This is a genomic window from Microbacterium sp. (assembly GCF_041641055.1).
Classification (GTDB): Bacteria; Actinomycetota; Actinomycetes; order Actinomycetales; family Microbacteriaceae; genus Microbacterium.
In genome coordinates this window covers 115,902-139,843 of the sequence record NZ_JBEPZB010000006.1, presented here as the reverse complement: position 1 = coordinate 139,843, position 23,942 = coordinate 115,902, and the positions used below count along the sequence as shown (strand labels likewise).

Genomic DNA, 23,942 nt, shown 5'->3' with positions numbered 1-23,942 from the left:
CCACCGAGAGAGAGACACAGTGAACACTCCGAACACCCCACGCGGTTCCCGCGTCGCGGCCGGCCTGCTCGTCGCAGGCATCGCCGCACTGGCCCTGTCGGCTCCCGCGAGTGCGGCGACGCCCAACCTCGTCGACCCCGACGCCGTGGGATCGCTGACGATCCACAAGTACGAGGCGCCGGAGACCCCCACAGGTCTGCCGAATGACGGAACCGAACAGAACGTGGCACTGCCGCCGCTCGCGGGCGTCGGCTTCACGGTCTACAAGGTCGACACCATCGATCTCACGAGCAACCAGGGCTGGATCGATGCGAGCGATCTCGCCGACCTTGACCCGGACAGCGTCGCCGACATCACCGCGGCCGGCTACACCGCCAGCGCCGTCGGTGGCGAGACGCTGACGGACGCGAACGGCGAGATCGCACTGACCGACCTCGACCTCGGCGTCTACTTCGTGGTCGAGACCTCGCCGCTTGCGGGCTCCACCGGAGTCGCTCCGTTCCTCGTGACGGTGCCGCTCACCGACCCGGCCGATGACGACGCATGGCTCTACGACGTGCACGTCTACCCGAAGAACGCTCTCACCGCCGCGACGAAGACCGTCGAGGACTCGGCCGACGTGAAGCTCGGCGACGAGATCGACTTCACGATCACCGCTGACATCCCCAACGTCGAGGTCATCGACGGCTACAAGGTGGTCGACACGCTCGACAGCAAGCTCGACTACGTGAGTGCTGCCGTCACCCTCGCTGACGGCACGGCGCTCGCCGCGGCCGACTACACGATCACGCACGACCCGGCCACCAACGCCGTGACCGTCGAGTTCACGGCCGCCGGCCGCGCAGTCCTCGCCGCGCACAGCACCACCGAGGTCCAGGTCGTCATCACGGCGGCCGTGAACGAGGTCGGCGAGATCGCCAACACGGCGGTGCTGTACCCGAACCTCGGATCCTTCACCGTCACCCCCGGTGAGCCCGGCGGCCCCACGGTGACCCCCGAGGTCATCACCAAGTGGGGCGACATCACGATCGAGAAGACCGACAAGGCCGGTGCATCGCTGACCGGTGCCGTGTTCTCGGTGTACCCGACCCAGCAGGATGCCGTGGACGGCACCAACGCGATCGCGCTCGGCGGCGCGACGGAGTTCGCCGTCGCTGCTGACGGCACCGTCACCGTCTCGGGTCTGCGCTACTCCGACTGGGCGAACAACGCCGCAGTCGCCGCGGGCGAAGCCGGGTACCAGACGTACTGGCTCGCCGAGATCGTCGCGCCCGACGGGTTCGAGCTCCTCGCCGAGCCGATCGAGTTCACCGTCACCGCAGCCACCACCGCCGTCGGCGTCGACCTCGAGGTCGTGAACGTGCCCTCCAACGCCGGATTCAAGCTGCCGCTGACCGGTGGCGCCGGCACCACGCTGTTCATCGCCGGCGGAGTGCTGCTGCTCGGTGGAGCGGTCCTGCTCGCCATCCGCAGCCGCCGCAAGGCCGCCATCGAGGCGTAAGCCGCAGACCGGCCGTGCGGGGGAGGTGAAGAGGTTCCTTCCCCCGCACGGCCCATTCGCGTTCCACCCCCCCACCCCGAAAGCCCTGATGACCCTTCTCGACACCGCCTCTCCGGATGCCCCCGCGCCGCCTCCGTCGACCGACCGCGCACAGCGCGCTCGCTGGGGGTGGAGTCAGACCATCGTCATGCTCATCGCGACGGCGGGGATCGTGGTGCTCGTGTACCCGACGGCCGCATCCTGGTTCTCCGCGTGGAGCCACGACACGGATGTCGACGGATATGTGCAGTCGATCGAGCAGGCGCCCGAGGGGGCGATCTCGGAGATGCTCGCCGAGGCGCAGGCATACAACCAGGACCTCCCTGCCGGTCCGCTGCGCGACCCGTACGCACTCGGCGCCGACGGGCAGCAGACGGCGATCGGCGAGGGCGCCTCGGCATACTTCGACACGCTCCACCTCGACGGGACCGACGCGATGTCGCGCGTGCGGATCCCTCGGATCCACGTCGATCTGCCGATCTTCCACGGAACCGATGAGAAGACGCTGTCCCGGGGGATCGGACACCTCTACGGGTCGTCGCTGCCCGTGGGCGGGGCTGGAACCCATGCGGTGCTGACCGGTCACAACGGATTCGTGCAGGCGACGCTGTTCGATGACATCGACCAGCTCGTGCCCGGTGACGTCATCATCGTGACGACCCTCGGCGAGGACCTCTACTACGAGGTCGATCAGATCGACACGGTGCTGCCGGATGACACGGAGGCGCTTCGCCAGGTGCCGGGCAAGGACTACATCACGCTCGTGACGTGCACGCCCACCGGGGTCAACACGCATCGCCTCCTGGTGCGGGCGGAGCGCGTCGAGGCCCCCGCGGAGGCCTCCGGCGTCACCACGATCGCCGACACGACGGACCCCGCCGGGTTCCCCTGGTGGGCGCTGCTCGTGATCGGCGTTTCTGCGCTCACCGTCGTCATCCTCACCCCACGCCGGTCGCGCCCGTCCCGTGCATCTGCTCGGCGGGCCCGTCGACGGGGCGCGACGCGCCGGACCACGCACCTCGAGGGACGGACGGGATCATGACGACGGACGTTCGTACGACACCGGTCGTCACCGAGGACTCGCCTCCGGTGGACGACAGCCCGAGGGCCGCCCGTCGCGTGCGCAGACGTCTGACGCCACTGCTGCCGACCAGCATCGCGCTGGTGACGCTCGGGGCGGTGTTCCTGGGCGCGTCGGTGTTCGCGCCCGACCTGGTCGACCGGACCACGGGCGACATCAAGGTCGCGGTGCAGGAGCAGCTGCATCAGCTGCTGGCGCCTGACGAGCTGCCGGAGATCCGGCTCGGCGGCGAAGGCGGGATGGTCGAACTCGACCACTGCGACGGGACGTTCACCGAGATGATCACGTACCGGATCGAGGGCGTCCCCCCGCTGTTCGCCGCCCACAACAACTGCGGCGGCGACGTCATCCTCGGCTGGGAGCTCGGCCAGCGGGTCAGTGTGGCGGGTTCCGACACGGTGTACGAGGTGGTCGAGGAGCGTCATACGCCGAAGTGGTCGAACATCGACGCGCTCGTCGGGATGTCGGGTGAGTTCATGGTCCAGACCTGCTTCTACGGCGAGAACAGGATGCGGTTCCTCGCGCTCGCGCCCGCGGAGTCCTCCTCGGAGGGCGACCGATGAGCGTCGCGGGGAGAAAGTTGCTCGATCCCCGTCACGATTCCGGAGTGCCCGGGTCCTGTAGATATGGCCCCAGGCCTCGCGTCGGTCACCCGGCCGGCGCCCCGCTTCGCGTGATTCGTTCCTCCCCGGCCGAATCCCGTCCGGCGGATTCGACCCTCACGAGAGTCGACGGGACGAGGCGCCCCCAACGCCTCGTCCCGCTTCCGTCCGCCGCGCGCTCCGCGGCACGGGTGACACGGTGGTCATCCGAGATCGGCATCGCATGAACGCATCGACGAGGACCGACAGCGAGGGCGAGCTGCCGCCCGAGCCGTCCGACGAGCAGATCCTCGCTGCCGTGCGCACGGGCGACATCGGCGACTTCGCCCTGCTCTGGCGCCGTCACGTCGCCGCTGCACATCGCGCCGCGAAAGCGATCGCGCCGACGACCGAACCCGACGACCTCGTCAGTGAGGCCTTCGCATCGATCCTCCGAGTGACCAAGGCCGGAGGCGGCCCACGCGACGTCTTCCGCCCCTACCTGTTCGCCGTGCTGCGCAACACGGCCGTCCGCTGGGGGCGCGCGGCCCGCACGGTCTCGATCGAGGTCGTGGCCGAAGCGGACCTCGCCCCTGACTTCGTCGACCCCATCGAGCGGATGGCAGAGCAGTCGAGCGTGGCGGCGGTCTTCACCACTCTGTCGACCCGCCACCGGACGCTGCTCTGGTACCTCGAGGTCGAGGGGATGAAGCCGCGAGAACTCGCCCCGCTGATGGGGATCACGCCCAACGCCGTGTCCGCGCTGGCTCATCGTGCGCGCGATAGCTTCCGACGCGCGTGGTTGGAGGCTCACATCCACGACCCCTCACGATCGGAGGAGTGCCGCTGGTTCTGCGGACATCTGGTGTCGCGGCGGGGGCCGTCCACTCGCGGCGGCGACGCGACGCGATTCCGAGCGCATCTCGCCGAGTGTCGCGGCTGTCGGATCGTCGCGGCGGAGATCGACGACCTCACGCATCGACTGAGGTTCATCCTCCCGGCTGCGCTGCTCGGCGGGGCGGCCGCCGGGGTGTACGTGGGTGCACCGGATACGGCATCGGCGGCGGGTGGAGCGGCCGGAGCCTCGGCAGTGGGTGCCGCCGTCACCGGGTCGCATGCCGCGGCCTCCGTCGCGGTCCCGATCGGCGGCGTCATCGCCCTCGCCGCAGCTGCGATCGTGGTCACGGCATCCGTCGTCCTCGCCGGGAGCGTCCTCGGCGCTCCTGCGGCGCCCCCCGAGTCGGACGATGCTCCCGTCATCCACGCGCAGTCCCCCGCGCCGGGCGATCGGCTCGATTCCGATGCCCCACCCGCGGCGACTCCGATCACGCCGCCCCCGGCCGAGTCGTCCGAGCAGCACCACACCGAGCGAACGGATGCCGACGAGCTGCGGCACGTCCCGCTGGATATCGAGAGCGACCGGCACGTTCCGAATCCGGCGCCAGCCCCTGCAGCACCAGCGCCGGCATCGACCTCGACTCCAGCCCCGCAGCCGACGGATTCGGAGCCCGGGACGGAGGAGTCGGAGTCCGCGTACGACGCTCAGCGCAGAATGGTCCTCCAGATCACCCGGAACATCGCGCAGAACTCGCTGGTGCCTGCGCTCATCGAGGGCATCGGTCTTCCGGGGGCCATCGTCGTCGCCTTCGACGAGACGGGCGCCACGCTCGCCGCGACGGCGGTCGGGGAGGACGGCACCTTCTCGCTCGACGTCTCCGGTGCTCGACTGCACCAGGGCATGACGGTGAGCACCGCGGAGAGCGGACCCGAACCCGGGGCGCTACGCCTGGCCGAGACCGTCGGGCCGCTCCGGTTCGCCGCTCCCGAACTCTCGACCACCGGACCGGAACAGTGCGCGCACAGTGCGGCGCACGGCTGCACGCAGGTCCGCGTCGAGCGTGGCGCGTGGGTCGAGATCGTCGAGGCCGACGGCGACACCCACGTGCTGCACGCACCTCCGGGCGGACGCGAGGGCGAACCCGTCGTGCTCGAGGCGCCCGCCTCGTGCATCGCTGCGCGGTACATCGATCCGCTCACGGGCCGGACGGGCGTGACGGTCCTCGTGGACGGCGGGTCCGGATGAATCCCTCACTCAGGCAGGACGGCTCATGACGACCGCATCGCACGTCCCCACCCGCACTCGAATCGCCCGGGATGCGAGCGACGACCAGCTCGTGATCGCCACCCGAGCCGGTGACAGTGGCGCGTACGGCGTCCTCTGGGATCGCCATGCGCCCGCCGCCAAGCGCGCTGCTCGGGCCATCACGAGCTCCATCGACCCCGAGGATCTCGTCAGCGAGGCGTTCGCGAAGACGTTCAGCGCCATCCGGAACGGCGGTGGTCCGACCGACGCCTTCCGCCCGTATCTCTTCGCCGCAGTCCGCAGCGCGGCGGCGACCTGGGGAGGCAAGCAGAAGGACATCCCCCTCGAGTACATCGACGACCTGCCGGTCGACGCCTCCGAGGACTCCCTGGACCTGCTCTCGGACAGGTCGCTGCTGTCGACCGCGTTCAAGGACCTGCCCGAGCGGTGGCGGACGCTGCTGTGGTACCTCGAGGTGGAGGGCATGAAGCCCCGAGAGATCGCTCCGCTCATGGGCATGACGCCCAATGCCGTGTCGGTGCTGGCCGCGCGGGCGCGCGAGGGCTTCAAGGTCGCATGGCTCCACGCGCACATCAAGGACGAGGGGAGGGATGCGGAGTGCCGCTGGGCGTGCGAGCGCATCGTCGCTCAGGAGCGCAGGCGACAGATCGCTCGCGCCGACCGACGGCGCTTCGAGGCGCACCTCGCCGACTGTCGCCGCTGCACCATGGCGAGCGCCGAGGTGGCTCAGGCATCGAGCAAGCTCAGGGCTGTGCTGCTGCCGGCGGTCCTCGGCGGGTCGGCGGCTGCGGCGTACTCGGCGGGCAGTCCCGCGCCCGCACACGCTGCCGTCGACCCCGCAGGAACAGCGACCCGTTGGGGCGTCGTGACCGGGGGCGTGATCCTGGCTGGGGCACTCGCTGTGGGCGTCGTGGCCGTCGCCGCCCAGATCGTCGGTCACGCCGCGCCGGTCGACGAAGGCACGTCGTCGGCGCTCGTCGTCGAATCGCCGTCGTCGATCTCGGCACCGGTCGCAGAACCGGCACCGGTCGCAGAGCCGGCACCGGTCGCAGAACCTGCACCGGTGGCGGAAGCTGCACCGAGCGTCGAGCCTGCACCGATCGCCGAACCGACGCCTCCCTCGCCGCTGGTCCCACAGAGGGAGGACCCGCCCGCGCGCGACCTCCTGTCCGACCTCCTGACCGTGCCGGGCGTGCCCTCCGGTCCGGTCGGACCGAGCATCCCGCCGGCGTCGGGGCCGACCGCCCCTGTGATCCCGAAGCCGCTCGAGCGTGTCGTGACGATCGTGTGGCCGGTGACCGCAGCGTCTGCGGTGCCACCGGAGATCACGGGGACGGCGACCCCCGGCGCGCAGATCGAGATCCTCGACGACGCGGGGGCCGTCATCGCGACCACGACGGCCGATGGAGCCGGCGACTTCTCGGTGCGCCCGGATGCGGACAGCCTGTATCAGGGGATGTCGATCTCGGCCAGACAGACCTCACCCCTCACGGGGGCGCAGACCACGAGCGATGCGGTCGGGCCGTGGGAGTTCGCCGTGCCGATCATCGTCGCCTCCGACATCCACACGACCCGTAGCGATGCGGACGGCGATGGCCGAGCCGACGATGTCGAGGTGACGCTTCAGGGCATCGCGGGTGCGACCGTCGCCGTCACGATCGGCGGCGTGTCCTCGACGAACGCGCTGTCGACCACCGGGTCCGCGACCGCGACGGTGCTCGACGTGCCGCTCGGCCACCACGACGTCGTGGTGCGCTACGTCGACCCGGTCACCGGAGACCTCGGTCTGGGAGCGCCGCAGCGGATCGTCGTGGTTCCCTGAGCATGTGTGACGGAGCCGTGGGTGACCCTGATCGGCTCCTCGGATGAGAAGCTAGAAGGATGAGCATCTCCGGTGGGACCGACGTGGCCGCGCGCAGAGACACCGCACTGACGGATCCCGAGGTGCGACGTCTGCGAGAGGACTTCCCGATCCTGCAGACGCAGGTCAACGGGCATCCGCTCGCCTACCTCGACTCCGGCGCGACCTCGCAACGGCCGCTCGCCGTGCTCGATGCGGAACGCGATTTCGCCACCACGCTCAATGCCGCCGTGCACCGTGGGGCGCACACCCTGGCCGCCGAGGCCACCGAGGTGTTCGAGGACGCCCGAGCCGCGGTCGCTCGATTCATCGGAGCGGATGACGGCGAGATCGTCTGGACATCGAACGCCACCGAGGCCATCAATCTGATCGCCTATTCCCTCTCCAACGCCTCCTCCGGTCGTGGGGGAGCGGCCGCCGAGCGATTCCGGCTCCGAGAGGGCGACGACATCGTCACGACCGAGATGGAGCATCACGCGAATCTGATCCCGTGGCAGGAGCTCGCGGCGAGGACCGGCGCGACCCTGCGGGTCATCCCGCTCGACGACGACGGCGCCCTCCGGCTCGACGTCGCGGCCGAGCTCATCGGCTCGCGGACCAGGCTCATCGCCCTCACTCACGTCTCGAACGTGCTCGGCGTCATCAATCCGGTCTCGACGGTCGTGTCCCTGGCGCGCGAGGTGGGCGCGCTCGTCGTGCTGGACGCCTGCCAGTCCGCGCCGCACCTGCCGCTGGACGTCCGCGCGCTCGATGTCGACTTCGCGGTGCTGTCCGGCCACAAGATGCTGGGTCCGACCGGGATCGGCGCGCTGTACGGTCGCCGGGAGCTGCTCGAGGCGATGCCGCCGTTCCTCACGGGTGGCTCCATGATCACGACTGTCACCACCACAGAAGCCGAGTACCTGCCGCCGCCTCAGCGCTTCGAGGCGGGCACTCAGCGGGTGTCGCAGGCCGTCGCGCTGGCCGCCGCGATCGACTATCTGACAGCCGTGGGGATGCCTCGCATCGCCGCGCACGAAGCCGCGTTCGGCCGACGCCTCGTCGACGGCCTCTCGAGCATCGACGGTGTGCGCGTGCTCGGAGCGGGGATCGACCTGCCACGGGTGGGACTCGCGAGCTTCGATGTCGCCGGGATCCATTCGCACGACGTCGGTCAGTTCCTCGACGATCGGGGAATCGCGGTACGGGTGGGGCACCACTGCGCGCAGCCACTGCACCGCCGCCTGGGGATCATCTCCTCGACGCGGGCGAGCACGTATCTCTACACGACCGAGGCCGAAGTCGATGCCGTCATCGGCGGGGTGCAGGCGGCCATCGAATTCTTCCGGAGGGGCGCATGAGCGACCTGCAGAATCTGTACCAGGAACTCATCCTCGATCACTCGCGCACGCCGCACGGGTTCGGGCTGCGAGAGGAGATCGCCGCGCAGTCGCATCAGGTGAACCCGACCTGCGGCGACGAGGTGACGCTGCAGGTGCATCGCGCCGAAGACGGCAGCATCGAGGCGATCGCGTGGGAGGGGCACGGCTGTGCCATCTCCCAGGCGTCCGCATCGCTTCTCGCCGAGCTCGCCGAGGGACTCTCGGTGCCGGAACTGGAGATCCGCATCGCCGCCTTCCGAGAGGCGATGCGCTCCCGCGGCACGATCGAGCCCGACGAGGAGCTGCTCGGTGACGTCGCCGCACTCGGCGGCGTCTCCCGCTACGTCGCGCGGGTGAAGTGCGCGATGCTCGCCTGGGTCGCGGTCGAGGACGCGCTGCACAGGGCCTGACGGCGGCGGCGCCGTGTGCGCCGCGTCCCTGCCGCGTCGGGTCGCCGTTCGGTCGACTCGACGACGGATGCTCGAGCGCAGAGGATGGAGGTATGACAGTCCAGCTCGCGCCCCTGCCGTCCGACCGCTACGACGACTGGTTCGCGGCGACTCGCGAGCGACTGATCGCACTCCGGCACGACTCCGGATCCCTCGTCGGCACGGATGCGGATGCCGCAGTCGACCTGTTCCTCGGAGAGATGCTCGCTCAGGGGCTCGAGACCCTGACGTCGGTGATCCTGACGGTCGACGATGGCGGACGTCGACTGGGCACGGCGTGGATCGCGGCGAACAACGGCATCCTGTTCGTCGTCGATCTCGCGTGGGAGGTGACGCCGGACGAGCGGCAGCGCGACGGACTGCTCGCGGCGCTCCGCAGCCTCGCTGCGGAGCATCGGGTCGACCGCATCAGCATCGCGGTCTTCGCCTCGGATGCCGGAGGGCGGGCGTTCGCCGTGGGCCGCGGGTTCGAGGTGGCCTCGATCCAGATGCTTCTCGAACCCGTGCCGCACCGTGACACCGTGCCGGAGGTCAGAGTCGTGCCGATGACGCCGGAGCGCTTCACCAGCTTCGCGGCGGCGTCGGAGGCCGCCTTCGCCGACGACCTCGTGGCGTCCGGCCGCTATTCCCCGGAGGATGCCGCGGTCGAGTCGCACCGGCAGATGATGCTGGAACTCCCCGACGGCGTCGCATCGCCGGGGCAGGAGCTGTTCGTGGCCGAGGTCGACGGGGTCGAGGTGGGTGTGCTGTGGTTCGGCATGCGCACCCGCGGAAGTCGTCCGCACGCCTTCATCCTCGACATCGAGGTCGGCGCCGAGCACCGTCGCCGGGGGTATGGGCGCGCGATGATGCAGGCAGCGGAAAGGGAGGCTGTCCGCCTCGGGGCCGAGTCGATCGGTCTGCACGTCTTCGGGTTCAACACCGGTGCGATCCGACTGTACGAGAGCCTCGGTTACCGCCGTCTGGAGGAGCGCTTCCTCCTCTCGGTGTGACCGGACACGTGGCGACACTTCGGGAATAGCGTCAGCCCGCACACGTTGAGGCGAACATGACAACTCTCGGAATCATCGGTGCAGGACACATCGGCAGCCAGATCGCGCGCGTCGCGGTGGCGAACGGATACGACGTCGTGATCGCGAACTCGCGCGGACCGGAGACACTCGCCGACCTCGTGACGGAGCTCGGCCCGCAGGCGAAGGCGGCCACCGCCGTCGAGGCCGCAGAGGCAGGGGAAGCGGTCGTCGTCACGGTGCCGCTCGGCGCCATCGACCAGCTGCCCACCGAGCAGCTGGCGGGGAAGATCGTCCTCGACACGAACAACTACTACTTCGAGCGCGATGGCCACATCGAAGCACTCGACAAGGGGGAGACGACGACCTCGGAGCTGCTCCAGAAGCAGCTGCCGACGTCGCGGATCGCGAAGGCCTTCAACCACATCCTCGCCGCCGACATCACGACCGACGGCACGCCTGCGGGCACTCCCGGTCGGCGCGCGCTGGCGACGGCCGGCGACGATGCGGAGGCGGTGGCCTTCGTCACCCGCTTCTACGACGAGGCGGGATTCGACACCGTGAACGTCGGTCCGCTGAGCGAGTCGTGGCGCGTCGAGCGCGACCGTCCCGCCTACGTGGTGAAGCAGAACGCCGAGGAGCTCACGGCGAACCTGGCGAAGGCGAATCGCCTGCCCTGAACATCGCGCACAGACGAGGGGCGGATGCTGCGGCATCCGCCCCTCGTCTGCGTGTCGCGCGGTCCCGACCGGGGCGCGGTCGTAATATATGCGCTCCGTTGGGATACCAAACTTGTCGTGGGGTGGCCAGGGTGAGAGAATCCCGATATGGCGGGGGTGGGGGCAGCCGGCGAACTCGAGTCGGTCAGGGTGACGCGCATTCTGCGCGACGACATCATCCTCGGTCGTCGCGCGCCGGGCTCCCGGCTGGTCGAGCGTGACATCGCCGCCGAGCTCAACGTCTCGCGTCTCCCGGTGCGCGAGGCGATCCGGACCCTGGTGGGCGAGGGCGTCGTGGTGGCGCGGCCGCGGACCTGGGCGGTCGTGCGCGAGTTCACCCACCGCGACATCCAGGATTTCGGGGAGGTCAGAGAGGCCATCGAGACGCTGATCTTCGTCTTCGCCGCCGAACGGCATTCCTCTGACGGCATCGCCCGATTGCGCGACGCCTACGAGCGCGAGCACGCGGCCGCGACTGAAGGGCGCACGGAAGCCGCCCGCATCGCGGCCGGTGAGTTCCACGAGATCTCGGCGGAGCTGGCCGGCAACGAGATGCTCGGCGAGCTGATCGGCGTCTTCGTGACGCGCCTGAGGTGGCTGTTCGGCCAGCACGACGACCTCCTCGCGATGGCGGAGGAGCACCGCATCATCCTCGAGGCGGTAGCCGCGCGGGATGTGGACGCACTCCGCGAGATCATCCCGCGTCACCTCGCCAGCGGGCAGGCGGCCGCAGAGCGCCGCCTCAGCTCCGCATCGCGCTCGATCTGAGCATCCCTCTGAGGATCCCCCGTTGAGGGAATAGCGGATCGGGGGGTATGGTTATCCTCGGAGGGATACCCCAGGGGGGTATTCCGACAGGAACTATCGCACTTCGAGAGGACACATCATGAGCACCACCACCTACGCCGTCACCGGGATGACCTGCGGGCACTGCGAAGGATCGGTCCGCAGTGAGGTCGCCAAGCTCGACGGAGTCACCGCCATCGACGTCAGCGCCGCGTCCGGAACCCTCGTGGTGACCTCCGACTCCGCGCTCGACGACGCCGCCGTGCTGGCCGCCGTCGACGAGGCCGGCTACAGCGCCACCCGCGCCTGAGATGGCCGTGTCGGGCGGGACTGCATCGTACGATCTCGAGATCGGGGGAATGACGTGCGCGTCGTGTGCGGCGCGCGTCGAGAAGCGGCTCAACCGCATCGACGGTGTCGCTGCCTCCGTCAACTATGCGACGGAGAAGGCCCACGTCGAGGTCGCTGACGGCATCGCCGTCGAAGACCTCATCTCCGAGGTGGTGCGCACCGGGTATTCGGCCGCGCTGCCGCGTGAGGAGGAGGCGGTCGGCACCGACCCCGCCTACCGGCGTCTGCGTCTGCGTCTCGTGATCGCTGCGGTGCTCGCGATCCCGGTGATCGCCCTGGCGATGTTCGAGCAGCTGCAGTTCCCCGGGTGGCAGTGGGCGTCACTGGTCCTGGCCACCCCGGTCGTCACCTGGGCGGCCTGGCCCTTCCACCGAGCCGCCGTGCTGAACGCCCGCCACCGTGCTGTCACCATGGACACGCTCATCTCGGTCGGAGTGACGGCCGCCTTCCTCTGGTCGATCTACGCCCTCTTCTTCGGGACTGCCGGGATGTGGGGCATCACCCATCCGTTCCGGTTCACGATCGAACGGGGAGACGGCCTCGGCAGCATCTACCTCGAGGTCGCGGCAGGCGTGACCCTGTTCCTCCTGCTCGGGCGATTCCTCGAACAGCGTTCCAAGCGCCGCGCCGGTGCCGCGCTGCGGGCGCTCGGCGAGCTGGGAGCCAAGGACGTCTCGGTCCTCCGAGACGGGCGCGAAGAGCGGATGCCGCTGGACCGCCTGGCCGTCGGCGACGTCTTCGTCGTGCGCCCCGGCGAGAAGATCGCCACGGACGGCGTCGTCGCGGAGGGCGTATCCGCCGTCGACGCCTCCATGCTCACGGGGGAGCCGGTGCCGGTGGAGGTGTGTGCCGGCGACGCCGTCACAGGAGCCACCGTCAACGTCGGCGGACGACTGCTGGTGACGGCCACTCGGATCGGCGCCGACACGCAGCTCGCGCGCATGGCACGCCTGGTCGAGGAGGCGCAGTCGGGGAAGGCCGAGGCTCAGCGCCTCGCCGACCGGCTCTCCTCCGTGTTCGTCCCCATCGTGTTCGCGATCTCCGCGCTCACGCTCGTCGCCTGGCTGCTGGCCGGCGGGGGCGCCGCTGCGGCGTTCACCGCGGCCGTCGCCGTGCTGATCATCGCCTGCCCCTGCGCGCTCGGTCTCGCCACCCCGATGGCGCTGCTCGTCGGGACGGGACGCGGCGCCCAGCTCGGCGTGCTCATCAAGGGGCCTGAAGTGCTCGAATCCACGCGTCGGGTCGACACCATCGTGCTCGACAAGACCGGAACCGTCACCACCGGGCGCATGACGCTCCTCGACATCGTCCCCGCGGAGGGCGAGGACGCCGCCGAGGTGCTGCGCCTCGCCGCCGCGGTGGAGGACGCCTCGGAGCATCCGATCGCCCAGGCCGTCGTCCGCGCGGCCACGGAACGCATCGGCGAGCTGCCGGTCGTCCACGAGTTCCAGAACGTGCGGGGGCGCGGTGTCACCGGCATCGTCGACTCGCACGCGGTCATCGCGGGGCGGCCGTCGTTCCTCGCCGACTGGGCGCTGGAACTCGATGCAGAGCTCGCGTCGGCGTTCGACTCCGCAGAAGACGATGCCCGCACCGCGATCGCCGTCGCCTGGGATGGGCGGGTGCGCGGAGTGCTCGTCGTCGCGGATCAGATCAAGCCCACCAGCGCAGCGGCCATCGGTGCCCTGCGGGGCCTCGGACTGCGGCCGGTGCTGCTCACGGGAGACAATGAGCGCGCGGCACGGCGCACGGCCGAGAGCATCGGGATCGAACAGGTCCGAGCCGGCGTCCTCCCCGAGGGCAAGGTCGAGGAGGTCATCTCGCTGCAGCGGCAGGGGAGGGTCGTCGCGATGGTCGGCGACGGCGTCAACGACGCCGCAGCGCTCGCGCGGGCGGACCTCGGGATCGCGATGGGCACGGGCACGGATGCCGCGATCGAAGCATCCGATCTGACCCTGGTGAGGGGCGACCTGTGGGGAGCGGTCGATTCGATCCGTCTCGCCCGGCGCACGCTGGCGACGATCCGGGGCAACCTCTTCTGGGCGCTCGCGTACAACGTCGCGGCCATCCCGCTGGCCGCACTCGGGCTGCTGAACCCGATGCTCGCCGGCGCCGCCATGGCGTTCTCGAGTGTGTTCGTGGTGCTGAACAGCCTTCGACTGCGTCGGTTCCGCAGCGCCGCTCCTGTGCGGTGATCTGGAAGCGGCCCCCGCGCCGAGATATATTGACACTGCGGAATCGTTCCGACATTGCGTCTTGGTCTGGGGAGCGACATGAGGGCTCTCGCGGTCGTCACCGGAGGACTCCTCCTCGTCGGGGGAACGGTGCTCCTCGTCGTCGCCGACCAGCAGCGCGTCGAGGCGCTCGATGAGGCGCGAGCCGCCGTCGTGCAGGCGGAGGAGCAGCTCGACGCGACCCGAGCCGAGAACTATCGCCTGGCGGAGCGCCTGACGGCCCTGCGTGCGACGATCGCCGAGCAGGACGCGCAGCTCGAGGACACCACGGGATTCTTGGAATGACGGGGCTCTCGTGATGAGGAGGGCGCTCGCCGTCACCGTCGTGACGGCGGTGCTGCTCGCCTCCGGCGTCGCGGCGCGGGCCGTCGGGCTGGACCAGGACAGGGCGGATGCGATCGCCGAGCTGCAGACACTGTCGGAGTCGACCAGGTCGGCGCAGATGCGCACCGATCACCTCGACGGCGCGGTCGCCGCTGCGGAGGAGGACACCGCTGCGCGCGCCGCGGTGCTCGAGGTTCGCGGCGCGTTCGTCGACGAGATCGACGCACTGAATGCGGCGATGACCGGCGCGGAGGGAAAGGTCGACACCTCCACGCACCGGGCTGCGGCGATCGATGCGCAGGAGGTGGTGCTCGCCGAACGCGACGACCCGGCGACCGTCGTGGCGGCGACTGCGACCGTGCACTCGCTGATCGACAAGGTGGGCGACGATGTCTCGGGGTGGGAGACGGCGCAGTACGCGGCGCCCGGTGGACCCGCGTGGTCCTCCAGCGGTCCTGAGGGCTTCGCGCGGGTGCGCGCGGCACTCGACCGGGTCGGTGGCGCAGGAGTGGGACTGTACGAATCGGCCTCGTGCGCGGGGGGCACCGCTCCCGCGTGTGCGAACAGCAACGGCTTCATCAAGTACCGCGCGGACATCGCGCAGTGGAGCGCCGACCGCCTGAACTGGGCCATGGCGCACGAACTCGGGCACATCTACCAGTTCCGCGTCTGGGGTGCGCTGACGTCGTCCGCGAGTTATCACTCCCTGTTCGGCGGCGACCCCGAGTTCCTGGCGAACTGCATGGCCGTGGTGCGCGGCTATCCCGGCTCGGTCGGATGCGACGCCTCGCAGCAGGCCTGGGCGTCTGCGATCTGGGTGGGGACCGTTCGGTGAGTCACCGTACGGGCGTGGTCGTGTCGATCGCCTCACGGAGCGGTCGCCGCATCACGCGCCAGTAGCCGCTCGGTGCCAGACGTACGAGCGTGTCGATGAGGCGTGCCTCCCGTCCGACCATGGTGCGCGCCCGGCGCCGCTCTGTCGCGCGCACGATCTGTGCCGCGGCGTCGGCCGGCTCGGTGTGATACATCGCGGCCTGCGCGGCGGCGGCACGTGCGGCGACGGCCGGATCGATCGCGGCGGCGTAGCGTCCGTGCAGGATGATCCCGGTGCGCACGCCCGCCGGGTACACCGCGCCGACCGACACCGAGGTGCCCTCCAGCTCGTGTCGCAGGGCCTCGGAGAACCCGCGCACCGCGAACTTGCTCAGCGAGTACGGGATGCGGCCGGCGGGAGCGGCCAGCGCATAGACGCTCGCGAGGTGGGTGATGTGCGCGGCGGGCATCGCGCGGAGCGCAGGCAGCAGCGCCTTCGTGATCGAGACGGTGCCCCAGAGATTCACATCCGTGAGCCAGCGCATCTCCTCCATGGTCAGCTGTTCGAGCGTCCCCAGCATCGATGAACCCGCGCACGTGATGAGGGCGTTGATGCGCGGGTGCGCGGCGATGATCTCCTCCGCCGCGGAGAAGACGGCCTCGTCGTCGCGCAGATCCACGATGTGCGTCGTGACGGCGGTGGACGGGAGGGTGCCGATCAGGGCGGCGAGCCCGGCGGCATCGTGATCGAGGAGGGCGAGGTGCACGCCGTCCGCAGCCAGCAGCCGGGCGATGGCCGCACCCATGCCGCTCGCGGCACCGGTGATGACGGTCGTGCTCCCGGAGAGGGTGAGACGCTTCATTGCAGTCCTCCTGGGTCGTCGGAGCCGGGCGATTCCGATCCATTCTGGCCGAGTGGATCGGGGAGCGGTACCGGTACTCTCGAAGGGAGGAGGTAGCAGTGGGACGAACTGCGGATGCCATCGCCGAGGGCGTTGCGATCGCGACCGCTGCGGCGCGCCTCGCCGTGAAGAATCACATCCTCATCGGCACGATCGCCGAGAACGGGATCTTCGACACGGACAAGTACGTCGCCGACGCGCGCGAGGCGCTGCGGGCGATGGCCGAGGAGTCCGAAGAGGTCGAACGCAACCTCACGCAGCTGCGCAAGCGCGCCCGCGGACGTCATTCCGACCCGTCGGGCACCCACGACTACCGTGACCGCGATGTCCGCAATCTGCGCCGACGCGCCAAGCAGTCCCACGGCGTCGCGACGAAGCTGCGCGACATGATGGAAGACGACGAGGCACTCCGGGTCATCGTCGAGGAGGCGCGCGAGGGGGCATGGGCCGATGTGCGCCACAACCTCGACCGTCGGCTGCGCGTCGAGGGCATGCGCCCCGACCAGGACCCCGACTACGAGCGGATGCGCGAGGCGCGGATGCAGGCGCTGCGGCTCGTCGACCTGCAGGCGCTGTCGTCGCTGCAACGTGCGAAGGCGAAGCGGAAGAAGAAGCAGAAGTCGGCCGACGCGGACGACTGACCCCTCGTTTCGCATTCCCGTCGCGACTGTTGTAGGCTGTTCTACGGCCCGCTGAGCGGTCCAGGAGCGCCCGTAGCTCAATGGATAGAGCATCTGACTACGGATCAGAAGGTTAGGGGTTCGAGTCCCTTCGGGCGCACATCACGAGAGAAACCCCCGTCGCGAAAGCGGCGGGGGTTTCGTGTTTCTTGTGAGGCACAGCGTGTCTATCAAGGCGGAGCCCGGGGCGCCGGAACGCTCGGCAACTACTACACTCGCCTGTATGTCTAGCTCAGCGGTGACCGGTCGGCCTCGGGACTCGACGCTGGACGCAAAGATCCTCGAAGCTGCCGAAGCGATCCTTCTCGAGTCGGGTTACTCGAGTTTGACGATTGATGCGATCGTTCATCGCGCCGGAACTTCGAGGCCCGCTTTCTATCGCAGGTATGCGGGAATCCCGGCACTGCTGCTCGAGATGCTGTTTCGCAAGTTCGGAGACGGTCCCATCACTGACACGGGCTCCGTCTACGGCGATCTGCTGGTGATTCAGAGCGAACAGGTGCGACTCTTCAATCATCCTTTGGTTCGCCGGTGTCTATCCGGATTTCTCGATTCACTGCAGACGGATGCGAACCTCCTGGAGGTTTTCCATGCCGGGTTCTTCGCGCCGAGGCGGGCGGTCACGCGCGACGCGCTGTTGCGAGGGGTCGCTCGCGGGGAGATTCCGCGGCCGGTCGACGTGGACTGGGTGTGCGACCTGATGTCAGGTCCGCTGGTGATGCGTTGCACGTTTCCCAAGATCGGGCCGCTTGACGAAGATCTGGCGGCGGCTACGGTGAACGCGGCGCTCGCAGACCTGCGCGCGAGTGCCACCTCAGCGTAATCGTCGGACCAATATGTTCCACCGACGGCTATAGCTCGCCAAGAGGGTTGCGTTCCATACTTATACGTAACGTATGGGGGCAAGATGTTCACGCGATCGGCGTCGTCGGAAGACCACGTATCCAGCCACTCTCCAGCCCTACTTTTCGTGCCAGCGATGGGGGTGCCAGCGACGTACTACAGGCCGTTTGTTGAGCAACTCGAGTTTCGGGGTTACCCCGTCACGTTCGTCGACTGCGATATCTCCTCGAAAGCGACCGGTTCGGCGGGTCGAGGTGGGTATGCAGAGATTGTGGAAGACCGGATCCGTAGTAGGTTTCGCGTGGCGGAGGCGTCGGTCCCGACAGGTCGCGTCGTTGTGCTGGGACATAGTCTCGGGGGCCAACTCGGACTCGTCTTCGCGGGCGGATTCGAGCCCGAGGTACCGGTGATTCTGATCGGTAGCGGATCCGCGTTCTTCGGAGGATTCGCAGCCCCACGTAAATGGGTCTACCTGATCGTGTCGCAAGCGATTGCCGGTCTGTCGGTGCTGCTCGGATCATGGCCGGGACACAGGCTCGGATTCGCCGGGCGTCAGACCAGGCGCACCATGTGCGACTGGGCGCGCAACGTCCGCACCGGTCGGTATGGTTCGCGGAACTCGTCGTTCGACTATGGCGTTGCTCTCCGGGGTTTCCGCGGGCCATTGGCGGTGATCAATATAGCCGGGGACCTTCTCGCTCCACCATCGACGACAACTCGCCTCACCGATCGTACGGGCGCCGCGGTGTTGCGACGGGCCACATACTCCCCCCGCCGGGCGAGGAGAAGACCGGGTTCGCACTTCACCTGGGCTCGGGACGTGCCGGGCGTGGTCCCGCAGATTATCGAGTGGTTGTCCGACCCCGACTTCATCGCTCCTGCTGATCACGAACGGAGGAGTTCCGATGAACGGTAGGCCATTGGCAGGTAGGCATGCGGTTGTCGTCGGCGGTGGTTGGGCCGGTATCGCCTCCGCATGGCGACTTCGTGAAGCAGGTGCAGATGTGGAGCTTCTGGATGCGCAGGATCAGCTTGGCGGTCGTTCACGCGGCGTGCCGCTCGGCGACCGGCTCGTCACGCTCGGAGGAAAGAATATCGGCAAGAACTACACGCGCTTTCGGGGTTTTGTCACGGACCACGGGGGCGGCGACTGGGAGGACTTGCTGCTGTCTTGCTGGAAGGGCGACGGGATCGTGCCGGTGACTACCCTGTGACCTTCGAGCAGGACCACCGGCGTATCGGCAGAATCGCGCTCTCAACCGTCTGAACCGACGAAGGGTCCTGCCCGCCCGTCGCGCCATTGTGCTCGATAGGCTCGTGCTCACGACGCTTCCCGAGCAGACCCAGAGCAACCGGGTGTGGCATGTGACCGGTCTGGTGTGCGGCATCCTGGCGACCGTGTCTCACGAGTACGCCGCTCCCCGGGCTGTCGTTTCCCACGCGCTGCGAAGGAGAACTCTCGCTGCGAAGGAGCGAATGGGGAATCCGGTCCTTCGTTGAGTGAGATCTCCTTCGATGGGAGAGTTCGCGGAAGCGCGGCTGAGCGACCTCAGTCGAGCAGGCTCGTGATGGCGGGGTCTCGGCGGGCGACTTCTCCCGCCGTGCCGACGATCACATGACGCATCGCGGCCACGGCGACGGCCGGAGTGACATCCGCACGGTGGGCCAGGCTCACGGTGCGCCTCATCATCGGATGCGAGATCCTGACCGACCGCAGCGCCGGCTGATCGAGCAGCACCATCGCCGGGACCACGGCCACGCCGACGCCTCGTTCGACGAAGCGGAGCAGGGCGTCCATCTCAGCACCCTCCAGGACGAAGTTCGGGGTCAGCCCCGCCGATCGGAAGGCAGCATCGGTCGTCGCCCGCAGCTCGTACGTCTCGTCGAGGGCGATCAGGGGGAGCGTCGCGAGGTGGTCGAGGCTCATCGACGGCAGGGTCGACACCGGCGGCTCGGATGCGGCGGAGACGACGACCAGCTCCTCGGTGAGCAGCGGCATCCTGGCGAGGCTGAAGCCGGAGGGCGGAGGCCCCTCGGATTCGGTGATCAGGGCGATGTCGACCGCCCCGACGGCCAGCTGTTCCACCAGCAGGCGCGATCCGCTCTCGGTCAGGTGCAGATCGACGCCAGGGTGCGCCGCATGGAACGTGCTGATCGCCTCGGCGACGAGGCTGATGCAGAGGGTGGGGGGTGCGCCCAGGCGAACCCGGCCGCGTCGGAGCCCGGCGAGTTCCGCCATCTCCTCGCGGATCGCCTCCGACTCGGCGAGCATCCGCTGGGCGCGGGGGAGCAGTGCTTCCCCGGCGGCGGTGAGGTTGATGTGCCCGCGCGCGCGATGGAAGAGCTCGGCCCCGAGCTCGCGCTCGAGCGTCGAGATCTGTCGGCTCAGCGACGGCTGGGCGAGGTGCAGGTGCTCGGAGGCGCGGGTGAAATGGCCGAGGCGGGCGACCTCGACGAACCCGCGGAGCTGCTCGAGGTTCATGCCTGCAGTGTATCGATACCAGTAGAACAATGCATTGGAGTTATCGGATCGCCGTGCCTAGCGTGGAATCCATGAGCACACGCGAACGCCAGATCTCCACCACGGTCCTCGTCATCGGCACCGGCGGGTCGGGCCTGCGCGCGGCCATCGAGGTCGCCGAGCACGGAATCGACGTCCTCGCGGTCGGCAAGCGCCCGCGTCAGGATGCGCATACCTCTCTCGCCGCCGGCGGCATCAACGCGGCGCTCGGGACCATGGACCACGACGACACCTGGCAGCAGCACGCGGCCGACACCATCAAGGAGAGCTACCTGCTCGCCAACCCGCACACCGTCGAGATCGTGACGCAAGGGGCTGAGTGCGGCATCCGCGATCTGGAGCGCTGGGGGATGGACTTCGCCCGCGAGGACGACGGACGCATCTCGCAGCGCTTCTTCGGAGCGCACACCTTCCGCCGCACCGCGTTCGCCGGCGACTACACGGGCCTCGAGATCCAGCGCACCCTGGTCGCGAAGGCCGAGCAGCTCGAGGTGCCGATCCTCGATCACGTCTACATCACCCGCCTGCTCGTGCGCGACAACGTCGTCTTCGGCGCCTACGGCTTCGACCAGGCCGACGGCACGCGCTACCTGATCCACGCGGATGCCGTGATCCTCGCCGCCGGCGGACACAACCGCATCTGGCGTCGCACCTCCTCGCGGCGCGACGAGAACACCGGAGACTCGTTCCGCCTCGCGGTCGACGCCGGAGCCCGCCTGCGCGACCCCGAGCTCGTGCAGTTCCACCCGTCCGGCATCATCGAGCCCGAGAACGCGGCAGGCACGCTCATCTCCGAGGCGGCCCGCGGCGAGGGCGGCATCCTGCGCAACGCTCTCGGCGAGCGGTTCATGTCGAAGTACGACCCGGAGCGGATGGAGCTCTCGACCCGCGACCGCGTCGCGCTCGCCGCCTACACCGAGATCGCCGAGGGGCGGGGCACCGAGAACGGCGGTGTCTGGCTCGACGTCTCGCATCTGCCGCGCGAGACCATCATGACCCGTCTGCCCCGCGTCTATCAGACGATGATGGAGCTGCAGATGCTCGACATCACCACCGATCCGATCGAGATCGCGCCCACCGCGCACTACTCGATGGGAGGTGTGTGGGTTCGTCCGGAGGACCACCAGACCGACGTCGACGGACTGTACGCGATCGGCGAGGCATCCAGCGGACTGCACGGAGCGAATCGCCTCGGCGGCAACTCGCTCATCGAACTCCTCGTCTACGGCCGCATCGTCGGTCAGGCGGCCATGGCTCACGCCGCAGGACTGGACGCGCAGCGTCGGTCAGCGCATGCCGTCGCGCAGGCCCGCGCGGAGATCGACGACCTCCTCGCCGCGGACGGACGCGAGAACGTGCGCGCGCTGCAGCGCGCGATCCGCAACACGATGACAGAGCACGCAGGCGTCGTCCGCTCCGAGGAAGGTCTGCGCGCCGGCCTCGCGGACCTCGACATGATCGAGGGACGCATGGAGGACATCGGCATCCACCCCGACATCGCCGGGTTCCAGGACCTCGCGCATGCCTTCGACCTCAAGGCCTCCGCACTGGCGGCACGCGCCACCCTCGAGGCCGCGCTCGAGCGTCGCGAGACCCGCGGATGCCACAACCGCAGCGACTATCCCGACACCGATCCGACTCTGCAGGTCAACCTGGTGTGGTCGCCGTCCGGCGGCGTGACCCATGAGCCGATTCCGGAGATCCCCGCCGAGATCGCCGAGCTCATGCGCGACGTCGACACCGAGGGCAAGCTCGTCGAGTAGTCACGCGAACCCACCCCCGGGGCGGCAGGACGCCTCGGGGGAGGAGGACGGCGGAGCGAGGTAGGAGTCGCTCAGTCGTTCTCGTCGGTCTCCGGACCGTCGATGACCCCGATCCCGACCGCCTCATGGTCGGGCTCGGGGTCGTTGCGTGCGGGGGCCTTCGGCTCCTCGGACGGCTCCTTCTCAGTGCTCGGCTCCTCGAGCTCGTCGTTGCTGGGGACCTCGTCCGGGTCGGCATCCTCCGGGGACTCCGCCTGCTCGGGCTTCTCGGCGGTCTGCGAAGGATCGGTGAGCTCGCCCGCGTCACCCGACGAGGGGGTCGGTGTGGGCGTCTGAGCCTCGGGGGAGAGGTCGGAGGTCGGGTCCTGCTCTGGAGTGCTGTTCGTCATGGTCTTCCCTTTCGCATCGAGTGCATCACCAGGATGGCCATACGAGCCGGAACCGCGAAGGGCCTTGACGGCGGCATCCGGATCCCCCGCCGTGCGACGCAGGACGTACGCTGGACGGGTGACAGCGTACGTCTCGGCCTTCGACCTCTTCTCCATCGGAGTAGGCCCCTCGAGTTCCCACACGGTCGGGCCGATGCGGGCGGCACTCGAGTTCGCGCGCCGACTGCGCTCGACAGGAGCCGTCGATCGCGTCGCCCGCATCGGATGCACGCTCTACGGGTCGCTGGGCGCCACCGGGATCGGACACGGAACGCCGGATGCCGTCGTCGCGGGCCTTCGAGGTCTCGCGCCCGAGTCGTGCGACCCCGCCGACGTGCGCGCCGCCTGGACCGACCTTCGCGAGGGGGCGACCGTGCGGATCGACGGCGTCCACGAGATCCCGTTCTCGAAGACGGACATCGTGTTCGAGCCGCGCACCCGTCTGCCCGGCCACCCGAACGCCATGACGATCACCGCGTGGGATGCTGACGGCGTCGCCGTGGCGGAGGAGACCTACTACTCGGTGGGCGGCGGCTTCATCCGGCGCGACGGGGAGGAGGCGAAGCTCGCCGCCGCCCCGCTTCCCTACTCGTACGCGGATGCCGCGTCGCTGCTGGCGCTGTGCGACGAGCACGGCCTGTCGATCGCGGAGGTCGCCCGGCTCAACGAGACCGCCGAGCGCTCGGAAGAGGATGTCGCCGCGGGGCTCGATGCGATCTGGGACGCCATGGCCGCCTGCGTCGAGAACGGCCTGCACTCGGACGGCGTGCTCCCGGGGATGCTCAAGGTCAAGCGTCGCGCCAGTGCGATCCGCGGACAGCTCGAAGAGGCGGAGGCGGACGGGCACCGCGAGCTTCCCGGAGAGTGGCTCGGCGCCTTCGCACTCGCTGTCAACGAGGAGAACGCGGCGGGTGGTCGCGTCGTCACGGCGCCCACGAACGGTGCTGCCGGCATCCTCCCGGCCGTCGCGATGTACTGGTGGCGGTTCCTCGCCGACTCCGGGCTCGGAGCAGGCAACGCCGTGACCCCGTACGGAGAGCTCGTGGGCAGCGCGCTGCTCGGCTTCGACGGCACTCGCGCGATCGAGTCCGACCAGTCGGAGGGCGACGAGGCCGTCGCGGAGGCGAACCGCCGCCGCGGCATCCGACGCTTCCTCCTCACTGCGACCGCGCTGGGGTCGCTCTTCAAGGCGAACGCCTCGATCTCGGGGGCCGAGGGCGGATGCCAGGCCGAGGTCGGCTCCGCCTGCGCGATGGCCGCCGGCGGACTCACGGCCGTCATGGGCGGTACGAACAGGCAGATCGAGAACGCCGCCGAGATCGCCATGGAGCACCATCTCGGACTCACGTGCGACCCCATCGGCGGGCTCGTGCAGATCCCCTGCATCGAGCGCAACGCCATCGCTGCCTCGACCGCGGTCACGGCCGCCCGCCTCGCCCTGCGTGGCGACGGCAGTCACTACGTCTCGCTCGACGCGGTCGTCGAGACCATGCGGCAGACCGGCATCGACATGTCGACGAAGTACAAGGAGACCAGCGAGGGCGGTCTCGCGGTGAACGTCATCGAATGCTGACGCGCTCCTGCCGTTGTC

Annotated in this window: 22 protein-coding genes and 1 tRNA gene; 20 read left to right on the top strand and 3 right to left on the bottom strand. The window is 69.2% G+C overall.

The genetic code is table 11. The features are described 5' to 3' along the window. Positions 1-19: 19 nt before the first annotated feature. The 14 genes from ACESK8_RS06090 to ACESK8_RS06025 all read left to right on the top strand — a co-directional run bounded on the left by ACESK8_RS06090 (position 20) and on the right by ACESK8_RS06025 (position 15,236). Positions 20-1,501: a SpaH/EbpB family LPXTG-anchored major pilin gene (locus ACESK8_RS06090; RefSeq protein WP_372967753.1), complete on the top strand. Its 1,482-nt coding sequence runs from the start codon at positions 20-22 to the stop codon at positions 1,499-1,501. An 88-nt stretch (positions 1,502-1,589) separates the two neighbouring features. After that, positions 1,590-2,582: a class C sortase gene (locus ACESK8_RS06085; RefSeq protein ID WP_372967752.1), complete on the top strand. Its 993-nt coding sequence runs from the start codon at positions 1,590-1,592 to the stop codon at positions 2,580-2,582. Next, positions 2,579-3,184, top strand: coding sequence for a hypothetical protein (locus tag ACESK8_RS06080; RefSeq protein ID WP_372967751.1), 606 nt, complete (start codon positions 2,579-2,581; stop codon positions 3,182-3,184). The genes ACESK8_RS06085 and ACESK8_RS06080 overlap by 4 nt, the downstream gene beginning before the upstream one ends. Positions 3,185-3,446: 262 nt before the next feature. Then, a complete protein-coding gene (locus ACESK8_RS06075; RefSeq protein WP_372967750.1) occupies positions 3,447-5,285 on the top strand; it encodes an RNA polymerase sigma factor in 1,839 nt (612 codons plus the stop codon). Positions 5,286-5,310: 25 nt separating this feature from the next. After that, positions 5,311-7,128, top strand: a complete 1,818-nt coding sequence (locus tag ACESK8_RS06070; RefSeq protein ID WP_372967749.1) for a sigma-70 family RNA polymerase sigma factor — start codon at positions 5,311-5,313, stop codon at positions 7,126-7,128. Between the two features lie 59 nt (positions 7,129-7,187). Further along, positions 7,188-8,507 (top strand): SufS family cysteine desulfurase, encoded by a 1,320-nt coding sequence (locus tag ACESK8_RS06065; RefSeq protein ID WP_372967748.1) that lies wholly within the window; start codon positions 7,188-7,190, stop codon positions 8,505-8,507. After that, positions 8,504-8,938 (top strand): Fe-S cluster assembly sulfur transfer protein SufU, encoded by a 435-nt coding sequence (gene sufU, locus ACESK8_RS06060; protein ID WP_372967747.1) that lies wholly within the window; start codon positions 8,504-8,506, stop codon positions 8,936-8,938. Before ACESK8_RS06065 ends, sufU begins: the two co-directional genes overlap by 4 nt. A 92-nt stretch (positions 8,939-9,030) precedes the next feature. Further along, positions 9,031-9,969, top strand: a complete 939-nt coding sequence (locus tag ACESK8_RS06055) for an N-acetyltransferase family protein (protein ID WP_372967746.1) — start codon at positions 9,031-9,033, stop codon at positions 9,967-9,969. 56 nt (positions 9,970-10,025) lie between these two features. Beyond that, the gene (locus tag ACESK8_RS06050; protein ID WP_372967745.1) at positions 10,026-10,667 is read left to right on the top strand and encodes an NADPH-dependent F420 reductase; all 642 of its coding nucleotides are present in this window, start codon (positions 10,026-10,028) and stop codon (positions 10,665-10,667) included. A gap of 147 nt (positions 10,668-10,814) precedes the next feature. Next, entirely contained in the window at positions 10,815-11,474 is a 660-nt protein-coding gene (locus tag ACESK8_RS06045) for a GntR family transcriptional regulator (protein WP_372967744.1), read from the top strand. Between the two features lie 118 nt (positions 11,475-11,592). Next, entirely contained in the window at positions 11,593-11,802 is a 210-nt protein-coding gene (locus ACESK8_RS06040; RefSeq protein WP_372967743.1) for a heavy-metal-associated domain-containing protein, read from the top strand. A 49-nt stretch (positions 11,803-11,851) separates the two neighbouring features. Continuing rightward, positions 11,852-14,038 (top strand): heavy metal translocating P-type ATPase, encoded by a 2,187-nt coding sequence (locus tag ACESK8_RS06035; RefSeq protein WP_372967742.1) that lies wholly within the window; start codon positions 11,852-11,854, stop codon positions 14,036-14,038. A gap of 78 nt (positions 14,039-14,116) precedes the next feature. Continuing rightward, positions 14,117-14,362, top strand: coding sequence for a hypothetical protein (locus ACESK8_RS06030; protein ID WP_372967741.1), 246 nt, complete (start codon positions 14,117-14,119; stop codon positions 14,360-14,362). Positions 14,363-14,375: 13 nt separating this feature from the next. Then, entirely contained in the window at positions 14,376-15,236 is an 861-nt protein-coding gene (locus ACESK8_RS06025; protein ID WP_372967740.1) for a hypothetical protein, read from the top strand. Between the two features lies 1 nt (position 15,237). On the opposite strand, the gene ACESK8_RS06020 is transcribed toward ACESK8_RS06025, so the two are convergent. Then, the gene (locus ACESK8_RS06020) at positions 15,238-16,077 is read right to left on the bottom strand and encodes an SDR family NAD(P)-dependent oxidoreductase (RefSeq protein ID WP_372967739.1); all 840 of its coding nucleotides are present in this window, start codon (positions 16,075-16,077) and stop codon (positions 15,238-15,240) included. A gap of 98 nt (positions 16,078-16,175) precedes the next feature. Here ACESK8_RS06020 and ACESK8_RS06015 point away from each other — a divergent pair, with 98 nt between their 5' ends. From ACESK8_RS06015 to ACESK8_RS06000, 4 genes are all read left to right on the top strand, one after another. Beyond that, positions 16,176-16,757 carry an asparagine synthase gene (locus ACESK8_RS06015; RefSeq protein WP_372967738.1) on the top strand — a complete coding sequence of 194 codons (582 nt, stop codon included), beginning with the start codon at positions 16,176-16,178 and terminating at the stop codon, positions 16,755-16,757. 66 nt (positions 16,758-16,823) lie between these two features. Continuing rightward, a tRNA-Arg gene (locus tag ACESK8_RS06010) sits at positions 16,824-16,896 on the top strand. Positions 16,897-17,019: 123 nt separating this feature from the next. Further along, on the top strand, positions 17,020-17,619 hold the full coding sequence (locus ACESK8_RS06005; protein WP_372967737.1) for a TetR/AcrR family transcriptional regulator: 600 nt from the start codon (positions 17,020-17,022) through the stop codon (positions 17,617-17,619). Positions 17,620-18,544: 925 nt separating this feature from the next. Beyond that, positions 18,545-18,853 (top strand): FAD-dependent oxidoreductase, encoded by a 309-nt coding sequence (locus ACESK8_RS06000; protein WP_372967736.1) that lies wholly within the window; start codon positions 18,545-18,547, stop codon positions 18,851-18,853. A 335-nt stretch (positions 18,854-19,188) separates the two neighbouring features. Here the strand turns inward: ACESK8_RS06000 and ACESK8_RS05995 are convergent, their stop codons facing one another. Continuing rightward, positions 19,189-20,121, bottom strand: a complete 933-nt coding sequence (locus ACESK8_RS05995) for a LysR family transcriptional regulator (protein WP_372967735.1) — start codon at positions 20,119-20,121, stop codon at positions 19,189-19,191. A gap of 71 nt (positions 20,122-20,192) precedes the next feature. Here ACESK8_RS05995 and ACESK8_RS05990 point away from each other — a divergent pair, with 71 nt between their 5' ends. Then, positions 20,193-21,923: an L-aspartate oxidase gene (locus ACESK8_RS05990; RefSeq protein WP_372967734.1), complete on the top strand. Its 1,731-nt coding sequence runs from the start codon at positions 20,193-20,195 to the stop codon at positions 21,921-21,923. 71 nt (positions 21,924-21,994) lie between these two features. Here ACESK8_RS05990 and ACESK8_RS05985 read toward each other — a convergent pair whose 3' ends face one another. Continuing rightward, entirely contained in the window at positions 21,995-22,312 is a 318-nt protein-coding gene (locus ACESK8_RS05985; protein ID WP_060928091.1) for a hypothetical protein, read from the bottom strand. A gap of 118 nt (positions 22,313-22,430) precedes the next feature. Here ACESK8_RS05985 and ACESK8_RS05980 point away from each other — a divergent pair, with 118 nt between their 5' ends. Beyond that, the gene (locus ACESK8_RS05980) at positions 22,431-23,924 is read left to right on the top strand and encodes an L-serine ammonia-lyase, iron-sulfur-dependent, subunit alpha (protein WP_372967733.1); all 1,494 of its coding nucleotides are present in this window, start codon (positions 22,431-22,433) and stop codon (positions 23,922-23,924) included. Positions 23,925-23,942: the final 18 nt, after the last annotated feature.

Coding starts and splice junctions, on each gene's coding strand:
- ACESK8_RS06085 (WP_372967752.1), top strand. CDS start 1,590: ATGACCCTTCTCGACACCGCCTCTCCGGATGCCCCCGCGCCGCCTCCG.
- ACESK8_RS06080 (WP_372967751.1), top strand. CDS start 2,579: ATGACGACGGACGTTCGTACGACACCGGTCGTCACCGAGGACTCGCCT.
- ACESK8_RS06075 (WP_372967750.1), top strand. CDS start 3,447: ATGAACGCATCGACGAGGACCGACAGCGAGGGCGAGCTGCCGCCCGAG.
- ACESK8_RS06070 (WP_372967749.1), top strand. CDS start 5,311: ATGACGACCGCATCGCACGTCCCCACCCGCACTCGAATCGCCCGGGAT.
- ACESK8_RS06065 (WP_372967748.1), top strand. CDS start 7,188: ATGAGCATCTCCGGTGGGACCGACGTGGCCGCGCGCAGAGACACCGCA.
- sufU (WP_372967747.1), top strand. CDS start 8,504: ATGAGCGACCTGCAGAATCTGTACCAGGAACTCATCCTCGATCACTCG.
- ACESK8_RS06055 (WP_372967746.1), top strand. CDS start 9,031: ATGACAGTCCAGCTCGCGCCCCTGCCGTCCGACCGCTACGACGACTGG.
- ACESK8_RS06050 (WP_372967745.1), top strand. CDS start 10,026: ATGACAACTCTCGGAATCATCGGTGCAGGACACATCGGCAGCCAGATC.
- ACESK8_RS06045 (WP_372967744.1), top strand. CDS start 10,815: ATGGCGGGGGTGGGGGCAGCCGGCGAACTCGAGTCGGTCAGGGTGACG.
- ACESK8_RS06040 (WP_372967743.1), top strand. CDS start 11,593: ATGAGCACCACCACCTACGCCGTCACCGGGATGACCTGCGGGCACTGC.
- ACESK8_RS06035 (WP_372967742.1), top strand. CDS start 11,852: ATGACGTGCGCGTCGTGTGCGGCGCGCGTCGAGAAGCGGCTCAACCGC.
- ACESK8_RS06030 (WP_372967741.1), top strand. CDS start 14,117: ATGAGGGCTCTCGCGGTCGTCACCGGAGGACTCCTCCTCGTCGGGGGA.
- ACESK8_RS06025 (WP_372967740.1), top strand. CDS start 14,376: ATGAGGAGGGCGCTCGCCGTCACCGTCGTGACGGCGGTGCTGCTCGCC.
- ACESK8_RS06020 (WP_372967739.1), bottom strand. CDS start 16,077: ATGAAGCGTCTCACCCTCTCCGGGAGCACGACCGTCATCACCGGTGCC.
- ACESK8_RS06005 (WP_372967737.1), top strand. CDS start 17,020: ATGTCTAGCTCAGCGGTGACCGGTCGGCCTCGGGACTCGACGCTGGAC.
- ACESK8_RS06000 (WP_372967736.1), top strand. CDS start 18,545: ATGAACGGTAGGCCATTGGCAGGTAGGCATGCGGTTGTCGTCGGCGGT.
- ACESK8_RS05995 (WP_372967735.1), bottom strand. CDS start 20,121: ATGAACCTCGAGCAGCTCCGCGGGTTCGTCGAGGTCGCCCGCCTCGGC.
- ACESK8_RS05990 (WP_372967734.1), top strand. CDS start 20,193: ATGAGCACACGCGAACGCCAGATCTCCACCACGGTCCTCGTCATCGGC.
- ACESK8_RS05985 (WP_060928091.1), bottom strand. CDS start 22,312: ATGACGAACAGCACTCCAGAGCAGGACCCGACCTCCGACCTCTCCCCC.